10 protein-coding genes are annotated in these 9,945 nt (G+C 64.3%); 3 read left to right on the top strand and 7 right to left on the bottom strand.

Annotated elements, in window-relative coordinates:
• Together HMPREF3165_RS13500 and HMPREF3165_RS07670 are read left to right on the top strand one after the other, a co-directional pair.
• The coding region (locus tag HMPREF3165_RS13500; RefSeq protein WP_218079047.1) for a hypothetical protein at positions 1–238 on the top strand (238 nt) is incomplete at its 5' end.
• Positions 239–659: 421 nt separating this feature from the next.
• Positions 660–2,192 carry an alpha-amylase gene (locus HMPREF3165_RS07670; RefSeq protein ID WP_070512103.1) on the top strand — a complete coding sequence of 511 codons (1,533 nt, stop codon included), beginning with the start codon at positions 660–662 and terminating at the stop codon, positions 2,190–2,192.
• 61 nt (positions 2,193–2,253) lie between these two features.
• Here the strand turns inward: HMPREF3165_RS07670 and HMPREF3165_RS07665 are convergent, their stop codons facing one another.
• From HMPREF3165_RS07665 to HMPREF3165_RS07645, 5 genes are all read right to left on the bottom strand, one after another.
• Entirely contained in the window at positions 2,254–3,411 is a 1,158-nt protein-coding gene (locus HMPREF3165_RS07665) for an ABC transporter ATP-binding protein (protein ID WP_070512227.1), read from the bottom strand.
• Positions 3,412–3,450: 39 nt separating this feature from the next.
• Positions 3,451–5,202 (bottom strand): ABC transporter permease, encoded by a 1,752-nt coding sequence (locus HMPREF3165_RS07660; protein WP_141745030.1) that lies wholly within the window; start codon positions 5,200–5,202, stop codon positions 3,451–3,453.
• Between the two features lie 106 nt (positions 5,203–5,308).
• A complete protein-coding gene (locus HMPREF3165_RS07655) occupies positions 5,309–6,343 on the bottom strand; it encodes an ABC transporter substrate-binding protein (RefSeq protein WP_070512100.1) in 1,035 nt (344 codons plus the stop codon).
• Positions 6,344–6,478: 135 nt separating this feature from the next.
• Positions 6,479–7,246, bottom strand: a complete 768-nt coding sequence (locus HMPREF3165_RS07650; protein ID WP_256275220.1) for a response regulator transcription factor — start codon at positions 7,244–7,246, stop codon at positions 6,479–6,481.
• Positions 7,239–7,916: a sensor histidine kinase gene (locus HMPREF3165_RS07645; RefSeq protein WP_256275219.1), complete on the bottom strand. Its 678-nt coding sequence runs from the start codon at positions 7,914–7,916 to the stop codon at positions 7,239–7,241. The genes HMPREF3165_RS07650 and HMPREF3165_RS07645 overlap by 8 nt, the downstream gene beginning before the upstream one ends.
• A gap of 340 nt (positions 7,917–8,256) precedes the next feature.
• On the opposite strand from HMPREF3165_RS07645, the gene HMPREF3165_RS07640 reads away from it, so the two are divergent.
• Complete coding sequence (locus HMPREF3165_RS07640) at positions 8,257–8,850, top strand: DJ-1 family glyoxalase III (RefSeq protein ID WP_003789516.1); 594 nt, start codon at positions 8,257–8,259, stop codon at positions 8,848–8,850.
• Positions 8,851–8,938: 88 nt separating this feature from the next.
• Here the strand turns inward: HMPREF3165_RS07640 and HMPREF3165_RS07635 are convergent, their stop codons facing one another.
• Together HMPREF3165_RS07635 and HMPREF3165_RS07630 are read right to left on the bottom strand one after the other, a co-directional pair.
• Positions 8,939–9,301, bottom strand: a complete 363-nt coding sequence (locus tag HMPREF3165_RS07635) for an SdpI family protein (protein WP_003789517.1) — start codon at positions 9,299–9,301, stop codon at positions 8,939–8,941.
• A gap of 176 nt (positions 9,302–9,477) precedes the next feature.
• The gene (locus tag HMPREF3165_RS07630; protein WP_070512096.1) at positions 9,478–9,939 is read right to left on the bottom strand and encodes a hypothetical protein; all 462 of its coding nucleotides are present in this window, start codon (positions 9,937–9,939) and stop codon (positions 9,478–9,480) included.
• Positions 9,940–9,945 lie beyond the last annotated feature (6 nt).

The following is a 9,945-nucleotide window of genomic DNA, read 5'->3' as shown; positions in this document are numbered from 1 at the left end:
GCCCCCGGCCGCGTGGAATGTCCCCGGCCGTCACTGCGTATTGGAGACCAAGAGGCACGGGACGGGTACCGACGACGCCGGTGTCCACAAGGGCGACTGTCTCGCCGCGGAATCCCCGTGTCGTGGAGTCCGAGAAGGGCTGCCGGCGCCCGTTGGCATGATGGGTGATGCCTCCCATGGCATCTTCTCCCGGAACACTCATGTCCTTGCCGGGGAGGAAGAAGCCGGGAGGAGGTGAGGGCCGTGTCCAAGCCGAGAGGACGACGCGCAGAAGTCCGCAAGGGCAAGGTAACGGCCCGGAAGGTGAGCGAAGTCTTGACCGCTGTCGCTCGCCTGATCCGGGCCGTCGGTGTCCTTGTGGATGCCCTCAGCACGTGGACCGGCTAGGCCGTTCCCTTGCGAGGGGAGTCGCCCGGCTAGCACCCGGGTGGCTCCCCACCATTATGAGGCCGCCCATCCGCACTGTCCACATCGCATCCTTCCTTCAGCCGGGGACATCCTGCGCGTGGGGGTGCATTTTCTCCCGGCCGGGGACATGTCGCGCGTTGGGGGACAGGATTCCGGTCCCCGACGGCGTCGAACGCCCCCGTCCGGAAGGACACGCACCCGGTCGCGTGGAATGTCCCCGGCCGAGGGGGAGGACTGGCAGCATCGGAACCGTGACCGAGAACCACGCCCAGCCCAGCCCCGCCAACCCGGACGACGTCGTCAACCCCCTCCTGCTCCAGGCCTTCGCCTGGGACCTGCCCGCCGACTCCACCCACTGGCGCCTCCTGGCGGACAACGCCGCCCTCCTGGCCGACTGCGGGGTGAGCTCGGTGTGGCTGCCTCCCGCCTACAAGGGCCAGGCCGGTGTGGAGGACGTCGGCTACGGCGTCTACGACACCTACGACCTGGGCGAGTTCGACCAGAAGGGCACCGTCCCCACCAAGTACGGCACCAAGGAGGACTACCTGGCCGCCATCGAGGCCCTGCACGCGGCCGGCATCAGCGTCGTGGCGGACATCGTCCTCAACCACCGCATGGGCGGGGACGCCACCGAGGTCGTGCGCGCTACGCCCGTCGATCCCCACGACCGCACGCGCACCATTGGTGAGACCGAGGAGATCACCGCCTGGACCCGCTACACCTTCCCGGGGCGCGCCGGCGCCTACTCGGACTTCACCTGGGACTGGACCTGCTTCCACGGCACCGACTGGGACGAGGCCCGCCACCAGCAGGGCGTCTGGCTCTTCGAAGGAAAGCAGTGGAACGAGAACGTCAATGACGAGCTCGGCAACTACGACTACCTCATGGGCTCTGATGTCCACGTCATCGACCCCGCCGTCAGCGCCGAGATGGACCGTTGGGGGCGCTGGTACGTGGAGACCACCGGCGTCGACGGTCTGCGCCTGGACGCACTCAAGCACGTCGGCGCCGACTTCTACGCCCGCTGGCTGCCTGAGCTGCGCCGGGCCACCGGCCGTGCCCTGCCGGCCGTGGGTGAGTACTGGTCCCGCGACGTCGCCGAGCTGGAGGGCTACCTGGAGGCCGTGCCCTTCATGAGCCTGTTCGACGTCCCCCTCCACTTCCACCTGCACGCCGCCTCCAGCTCCAATGGCGACGTCGACCTGACCCGCCTCTTTGAGGGGACCCTCGTGGCCGCCGACCCTGCGCGTGCCGTCACCTTCGTGGAGAACCACGACACCCAGCCGGGCCAGTCCCTGGCCTCCACCATCGAGTCCTGGTTCAAGCCCTCGGCCTACGCCCTCATCCTGCTGCGCGAGGCCGGAACCCCTTGCGTCTTCTGGGGCGACCTGTTCGGCACGCCCGAGACCGGTGACCTTCCGGCCGTCACTGAGCTGCCGCTGCTCATGACCATGCGACGCGCCCTGGCCCACGGCCCCCAGCACGACGCCTTCGACGACCCCGACGTCGTCGGTTTCGCGCGCGAGGGCGACGAGGCCCACCCCGGCTCCGGGCTCGCCGTTGTTCTGTCCGACCGCAGGGCCGCCACTAAGCGTCTCCACGTCGGGGCGCGGCACGCCGGCGAGCAGTGGATCTGTGTCCTGGGCGGGCACGAGCCGGTCACCATCGGTGACGACGGCAACGTCGAGCTGTCCGTGTCCGACGGCGGCCTGAGCGTCTACGCGCCGGAGGCCGCCCGGCCGATCCTGGACAGTGCCGAGCAGCACCTCCTGCGCCAGCACTGAGCCCTGACAACCTCTCGCGAGGCTCAGCGCCGGCGACACTGAGGAACGAGCCAAGACGCGTCTACTCCGCAGGGAGCAGCCATGCCTTGTGGGACTCGATGGAAACGCGTACAGCCTGCCCCTCCTGGAACAGCTCATCCTGACGAGGATCGGAGACGACGCAGACAATGGAACCGTACTCGGTCTCGACCTCGTACTCGACGGTCTCCCCGTAGAAGACGCGGGTGATGATCTGTCCCAGCGAGCCCGAGATTCTCTGGGTAGGTTCCTGGACCGCGGCCAGTCTCACCGACTCGGGGCGCACCATGAGCACAACCTCCTGGTTGCCGTCCACTGCGCTGGGATGACTGGGAACGGTCGCTTCAGAACCGAGTACCTCAATCTTCGCTCGCCTCTGTGTCTGGGTGGGCGCATCGAGCGCCTCGATGACCGTGGCCTTGAGGAAGTTGGCGCGTCCCACGAAGTCGGCCACGAACACCGATGCGGGATGCAGGTAGATCTCCTCAGGGGTGTCAACTTGTTCGATGCGGCCTGCATTCATGACGACAATGCGGTCGGACATGGCCATGGCCTCAGACTGGTCATGCGTGACGTAGACCGACGTGATCCCCAGTCGTTTCTGCATGTGGCGGATCTCCAGGCGCATTTTGATGCGCAGCTTGGCATCGAGGTTGGAGAGGGGCTCGTCGAAGAGCAGCACCTTGGGGCGCACAACCATGGCACGGGCGAGCGCGACACGCTGCTGCTGGCCACCGGAGAGCTGAGATGGGGCGCGTTTGGCCATGGCTGTCAGGTTCATCGCAGTCAAAGCCACTTCGATGGCCTCATCCATCTGTGCCGGCGGCATCTTCTGCAGCTTGAGGCCGTAGGCGACGTTGTCTCGCACTGACAAATGGGGGAAGAGGGCGTAGGACTGGAAGACCATCGACATCGGGCGGCGGTTAGGTGGAATGACTGCCATGTTGTCGCCGTCGAGCATGACCTTTCCGGATGATGCATCTTCGAAGCCTGCGATCATTCGTAAAGTAGTGGTTTTTCCGCAACCTGAGGGGCCGAGGAGCGTGATGAACTCCCCTGGGTCGATGTCGAGGTTGATGTGGTCAACGGCAGTCACCTCACCGCCCCCGTCACCAAACGTCTTGGTGAGTTCGACGAGGGAGAGGCGGCCGCTCTTGGTGTCGGAAGCATCCTGGTCCGAGCTGGAGGGCACCTTCTTCATGGCGGTGGTGTTCATTGTGAAAGTCCTTTCTGAATGGGGTTACAGGCTCGTACGGGCTGACGATGCCACTGAGGTGTCGCGTACCAAGAGGTTGGTCGCACCGATGACGAGCATGACGATGACGATGAGGATGGTGCAGAATGCGAAGGCGTTCCCGAATCTCCCTGCGTCAACCTCGGAAAGGATCTGTGAGGTCATGATCTTGGTTTTCGGGGTAGTGATGAATACGATTGGTGACAGGGTTGTCATAGAGCGAGCAAATGCGTACGTGAGGCCGGCGATGAAGGCTGGTCTAATGAGAGGCATCGTCACCTTGGTGAAGGTCTGCAGCCCTGAGGCGCCCAGGGATGTTGATGCCTCGTCGATGGACTTGTCCACCTGTTGAAGGCTTGCGATACCTGATCGCTGACCTGACGGCATGGAGCGGGCGATGTACACCATGATGATGGCAATGGCTCCGCCGAAGACTGCACCTCCTCCAGCGAGGGCCGGCATGAACATGAGGTGACCGAAGATGACCGGCTTATTGAAGGTGATGAGGTAGCCAATGCCCAGGACTGTTCCAGGAACCGATAGTCCCAGCATTCCCAGGAAGTCCATGAGGCCGGCGCTGGCCTTGAGGCGCACGACGACGAGCCAGGCTACAAGCATTCCCAGAACTCCGGCGATCGGAGTAGCGATAAGCGCCAGGATCGTCGTGTCAATCATGGCGTCGTTGCCGATTCCGGACAGCACGTACTGGAAGTTCTTGAGCGTGAACGTGTTGTCTACTCCTAGGATCTTGACGAAGGCTCCCAGGATGACAGTCGCATATATCGACACCACGAACAGCGCCAGGGCCGCCGCCATCACGGACAGGGCGATACGGGGAAGTGGAGCGCGAACCAGCCGGACTCGGCCGGTGGGCTTCCCGGTGACAGTCACAGCGGAGCTGCGTGAGGCCCAGTACCTCTGAAGGACGAACACCAGCAGGGCCGGCACCAGAAGCACCAGCGAGTAGGCGCTCCCAGCGGCGGTGTTGTACTCACCGTTGACCGCGATGTAGGCACGAGATGCCAGCACGGTGAAGTCTCCTCCGATGACCAGCGGGTTCGCCAGGTCGGCAATCGCTTCGACGAAGAGCAGGAGGAAGGAGGAGGCGAAGCCCGGGATGAGCATGGGGAGGGTGACTGTGCGGAACACCGTCCAAGGTGAGGCGCCCAGTGATGCCGCGGCTTCCTCCATGGCGGGATCCAGGTTTCGCAGCATGCCGAGCATGTTCATGTAGGCGACGGGGAAGAAGGACAGGGAGAGCACCAGGGTCAGGCCGGGGAGCCCGTAAATGTTCCACTGTTGGCCCAGCAGCTGAGTGGAGACGATCCCATTGCGTCCGAAGAGCGTGATGGAGGCCGTGGCGACGGCGAAGGGTGGAGAGACGATGGGGATGAGGCAGATGAGATGAAGAAGGCGCTTACCGGGTATGTCCACACGAGCCTGCACGTAAGCGAAGAAGAAACCGATGAGTGTTCCGACGGTTCCGACGACGAGGCCTAGAACGACAGTGTTGATAACTGTGGTTCGGTTCGTTGTGGAGCGCAGCAGGCTGGTGAGGACTTCTGACCCGTTGGCGGAGAATGCCTGAGAGAGGATCGTCACCAGAGGAAGGACGATGAGGACGACAAGGACAAGGGTGATAGCAGTGACGATGCCGATGGTCACCGGGTCTCGTCGGACCTTGGTGGAGCGTCGTGTCGTAGCTGTGGAAGGTGCAGGGGCTTGGGAACTGGGCAGTGTTGAGGCCGCGGAAGACATGGAGGACTCCGATCGAGGGGGCCGCTCGGCTGGTGGCGGCCGTGGGAAGGGTGGAGAAGGTGTTCCGGGACCGCCTGGTCCCGGAACACGGATGGAGGGGCCTTCGTCACTCCTTCGGCTGAGCGGCGATCTCCTCGTCGAAGCGCTTGGTCAGCGCGGGCTTGGCCTCTGCCGCGGCCTTGAAGTTGTAGTCCACCAAGGTGACGTCATCGAGCTTGACCATCTTGTCGCTGATCTTGGCGTCGGGGTTGGTGGGAATCTGGTAGGACCCCACGGTCTGTCCGATGTTCTGGGCGTCGGCCGAGATCGCCCAGTCGATGTACTTCTTGGCCGCCTCGGAGTGCTTGGACTTGGCCACCAGGGCTACCCCGCCGACTTCGTAGCCGGTTCCCTCCTTGGGGAAGGACACCTGGAGGTCGGACATGCCCTCTTCCTGGTACTTCACGCAGTCGTGGGAGAAGACCAGGCCCACCGCCACTTCACCGCGGCCCGCGATCTGTCCGGGCGCAGTGCCGGACTTGGTGTACTGCAGAACATTGCTGTGCAGTTTCTTCATGTAGTCCAGGGCTTGGTCCTGTCCGCCCAGGCGGACATTCTGCGTCCACAGGGTGGTGAAAGCCGTTCCGGAGGTTGACGGGTGAGCGGTAGAGACCTGCCCCTTGAATGCAGGGTTGAGTAGATCGTCCCAGGATTTTGGTGCCTCCGCGCCCAGCTTCTTCAGGACCGTCTTGTTGGAGCAGAACCCCAGAACTCCCACGTAGACTCCAGTCCACTTGTGGTCGGCGTCCTTGTACTTGTCAGGGATCTTGGCTGCGCTGGGGGATTCGTAGGCCTCGATGAGCCCCTTGGTCGCTGCGGTTCCGTAGCCATCCACTGGGCCTCCGTGCCAGACGTCGAACTCGGGGCTGTTCTTCGCCGAGTCGAGGCGGGCGACGGTCTCACCGGAGGAGAGTCTCACGTAGGTAGCTTGGATCCCGGTCTGCTCGGTGAAGGTCTGAGTCCACTTCTGGCACAGATCCTCCATGGCTCCGCAGGCGACGGTGATCGAATCGCTCTTCGACTCGTCAACCGCGCAGCCGGTCAGGGCCAGGGCACTCGCGGTAGTGGCAGCAAGCAAGGCAGAGAACAGCCGCTTCCTCATGGGATTCTCCTTTGAATCAAGTGGGATCGGGTGGCGGGAGGCCTTTGATGCATGACATCCCACCGGGTGCCTCCCATCATCCCTGGTGTCGGAGACCGGAGAGGTATCGGGAAGTAACGGTTGGTAACACCGCCGTCACCATCGTGGTGCGGTGCGTGTAACGGCCGCAGGCTGCGGTCCTGCTGCGTCGCTAGATGTACTCTCGGCCAAGTGGGGCATGGTGTAGCCCTCTCCCCGCACCGAGTGGATGTATCTCCTGCCTTCCTCGCCCAGAGAGCGCCGCACCCTGTAGGCGGTGGTCTTGATCATGTCCTTGCCGCCGCTGTGGTCCTCTGTGCCCCAGACCTGGCTGAGTAGGTCCGCGTATGTCACGACGTGCCCGATGTTGCGGGCGAGGACCTCCAAGAACCTCACCTCCGTATCGGACATGTCCAGCACCGAACCATGTAGGTAGACCCGATGCGAGGCGGTATCGATCACCAGGTCTCCATTGGAAAGCGCAGGCGAGTGGCGTCCGTGCCATCTGCGTACGAGTGCCTGGGCTCGCAACGTGAGCTCACGAGGACTGAATGGCTTGGTGACGTAGTCGTCGGCTCCGGCTTCCAACCCACGGATCCGGTCCGGCTCGTCAGACAGCGCGGTAATCATCATGATGGGTACATCCGAGATGCTTCGGATGCGTTCAGCCACGGCGACCCCGGACACCACCGGAATCATGAGGTCAAGAACCACGAGATCGAAGCGACGCTGTTTGAAGGTGGACCAGGCCTGTGCTCCATCGGTCGCGGTGACAACAGTGAAACCCGCTGTTTCGAGGGCGAAGCGCATAATCATCAGGATCTGTGGTTCGTCGTCGACGACGAGAACCTGGGGAGCGCCTGGTGACCGGATCGTGTCATTCACTGGCCGTCGCCTCCTTGTGGTCGGGTTCCCGCCACGTGCGTGGAAGGGTGAGAAACACTGTTGTTCCTTTTCGGGAGATGGTGTCGACGAGCACTTTTCCGCCATGGAGCTCGACGATGCGTTGGGTAATCATCATTCCCAATCCGGTTCCTGGTCGTCGGGACCCCCCAGTCGCGAAGGGGGTGAATAGCAGATTCCGGTCCTCTGGGGTCATACCTGTGCCGTTGTCAGAAACGGATATGGTGATGGTTTCTTCGGACTCAGTGATGCGCACCAGGATGGAGACGCCTTCGCCTGCGTGTCGGGCGGCGTTGTTGACAACGTTCGTGACAGCCTGCCCCATCAGGCGGGGATCCACTTGGAGGCGCAGCGGCGCCCCGTGGTTGTCCAAGCGGATGGACGCGTTGTGCACCCGGCGCAACTGAGCGACACACTCGCGAACCAGCTGGCGCATCTCAGTCCACTCCAGGCGCAGATTGAACAGATCGGATTCCAGGCTGGCTTCGGCCAGGAGGTCGGAGGCCATATCGATCACCTGGTTGGAGTTCTCTGCGATGGTCTGAATGAAGCGTTTCTGGTCGGGGTTGAGTGGGCCGGCGCTCTCATCGAGGAGCAGCTCGGCAGCGCCGCGTACGACGGTCAGGGGCGTACGTAACTCATGAGACAGCACGTTGGGGCGCCGCATCCTTTCCTCATGGAAGGTACGAAGGCGGGCGAGCTCTCCCCGGGTGCGTTGCAGGGAGCGTCGGTAGTGGAGCAGGAGCGCACTGCAGACGATCACAGCGAGAACGGCCGCGCACAGGGCTGCCGTGCACCACGCCATCGTTCGCCTCCCGATGCTGCTTGAGCTGTCGGAGCGAGTCGCAGCCGACAATGATCGACTTAGACTACTCCCGGCGTTGAGTTGCCGATCAGTGCGGATGCGCCCATGCGGTTCCTGCCGCCGGTGGTCGGCGCGTAGGGTGATGGTGCCAGCCGCACTGACCTGAGCCGACCTTCCTGGAGGAGACATGCCTGCTTTCCACGCGCCCACCGATCAGAGGACCGACAAGGCCGTCGCCGTCTTCATCGCCCCCGGGCTGGAGGAGGTCGAGGCACTGGCGACCGTGGACATCCTCTTCCGCGCCGGCATCCCCACGACGATGATCTCCGTGACTCCCGAGCGGGCTGTCGTCTCCTCCCACAACATCGTCGTCACCTGCGACCTCACCCTGGCCGAGGCGAACCTGGACGACTACGACATGCTTGTCCTGCCCGGCGGCATCCCCGGCACCCCCAACCTCAAGGCCATCGATCCCCTCATGGCCGCGGTCACCGAGCGGGTGCGCGCCGGCCGGCCCGTGGCCGCGATCTGCGCCGCCCCCTCGATCCTGGCCGAGCTGGGCCTGCTCGAGGGGCGCCAGGCGACGTCGAACCCCGGCTTCGTGGGCGTGCTCGCCGAGCACGGCGCGCAGGTCAACCAGGCCGCCGTCGTGACCGACGGCCCCGTCATCACCTCCCGCGGCATGGGCACCGCCATCGACTTCGGCCTGGAGATCGTGCGCCACTACCTGGGCGAGGAGGCCGTTGACGACGTCAAGGCCAAGATCGTCTACCAGAGCTGAGCACTCACCCCGGACTCCGACCGACTCCGACCACCCCCGACCGGCTCCCTCACCAAAGTCGCTGAGTGAGGGAGCCGACCTATGCGCTCTACGTCAGCTCCGCGGCGCACCTGCGGGCCTGAACGTGAACGAATGCGATACCGGCAACCGTCTGAATCAGCATGATGGCCATGGGGAACAGGATCGAGATCGTCTCATGCAGGGCTGCCTGAACGGCGAAGAGGACAGCTGAGTCGAGGAGGACCACACCCACTCCGATGGTGGCCGTTGCGCACCGGGCCTGCATCGTGTACCAGTTCTCCTCCGAGCGCAGCGCGATCTCGTAACGCACTCCCGCCCACGAGTTCGGCGGGAGCCTGCGCTTCGCCATCCGGCGTCCCAGCACCACGAGGAGGATGCCGGTCACGCTCAGGATCAGGCTCATGAGTACGGAGCATGCTGTCTCAACCATCGATGTCCCTCATCATCCGTCCCAGTGGTGGAGGTTCTCGGTTTCGGTGAGTTCTCTTTGAATAGTACGCCGCGAGGACGCACGGTGGGGTTCGCGGCCGCACCGTGGAGGTGCAGTCGGCGGGCCCTGAGGTGCGTCCTCGCGGCTCCATGGTGCGAATACGTGGTGAATGCGGATCAGGACTTCTTGGTGCTGCGGCGCCCCTTGGGGATGAGGGCGGCGACAACGAGCAGGGCCCCCAGACCCGCCAGACAGGCGATGGCCGTCGTCGTGAAGTCGAAGCGCAGCCCCAGGCCCGCCGCGATGAGCAGCCCACCCACCAGGAGCAGGAAGGCCCCCCACAGGAGAGTGGAGCCCTTGATGTCCTGGGGCGCCTGCGGGCGGTCCTGCTCAGTGACCGTCCCCGCGCTCCACACCGGGCTCGACGCCGAGGACGCAGGAGCCGAGCCCGTGGAGGCCGTCTCCGCGCCGGCGTCCTGAGAGGCGGGCAGTGGCATGGTGACCGGCTGAGTCGCCGGTGCGGTCAGGGGCTGGGTGTCGCCGGCGGCCGGGAAGGGCCTGGTGGCGTCCTCGCCGGTCGCCTCGGTGCTGGTGCTGCCGGCGTCGTTGGGCGACGTCGTGGAAGAGGTGCTGCTCATGAGGGT

Origin of the sequence: Actinomyces sp. HMSC08A09, assembly GCF_001807465.1 — a bacterium.
GTDB lineage: Bacteria > Actinomycetota > Actinomycetes > Actinomycetales > Actinomycetaceae > Actinomyces > Actinomyces oris.
Note: the sequence above shows the minus strand (reverse complement) of the source record. Positions and strands in the feature narration are given on the sequence as shown.